Source organism: Oleiphilus sp. HI0086 (assembly GCF_001635225.1).
Genome location: NZ_LWFZ01001227.1, coordinates 1 through 718 on the forward strand (window position 1 = coordinate 1; position 718 = coordinate 718).

The 718-nt window shown below is 47.5% G+C and carries 1 protein-coding gene; it reads right to left on the minus strand.

Annotation, left to right across the window (positions count from 1 at the left end; translation table 11 throughout):
* Window positions 1–718 (minus strand): Rne/Rng family ribonuclease (locus A3756_RS21420; protein WP_156490664.1); only part of this gene is annotated, 718 nt, incomplete at both ends.

Below are 718 nucleotides of genomic sequence, written 5' to 3' on the forward strand. Positions count from 1 at the left end.
CGTCACGAATCGTACCTTGTCCGCTACAGCGAGGGCATACTGCTGCGCGGGTCTCACTTAGTGAAGGTCGTAAACGCTGTCGTGACATTTCAAGGAGCCCGAAACGAGATATCTTGCCAACCTGAACGCGTGCGCGGTCAAGTTCTAGGGCTTTACGCATGCGGTTTTCAACGTCACGTTGATTTTTTGCAGGGCCCATATCGATAAAGTCGATAACAACCAAACCACCCATATCTCGTAAACGAAGCTGGCGAGCAATTTCTTCTGCAGCTTCAAGGTTAGTTTGAAGTGCTGTCTCTTCAATGTCGCTGCCCTTAGTTGCACGAGCTGAGTTGATATCGATTGAAACAAGTGCTTCCGTTGGGTCGATAACAATTGAGCCGCCAGAAGGCAGTTTTACTTCGCGTTGGAACGCTGTCTCGATTTGAGCTTCGATCTGATAACGGCTGAATAATGGCGTTTCGTCTTGGTAGAGTTTGATCTTGCTTTCATAAGCAGGCATAACTGAACGAACGAAATTTAGAACATCTTCAAACACAAGCGGTGCGTCAACAAGTACTTCGCCAATGTCCTGGCGCAAGTAATCGCGAATAGCACGGATGATGACATTGCTTTCCTGGTATATGAGGAAAGGAGCGGGGCGGCTTTCAGAAGCGCTGGTAATTGATTCCCAAAATTGTAGAAGGTAATCAAGGTCCCATTGTAGCTCTTCTGTTGA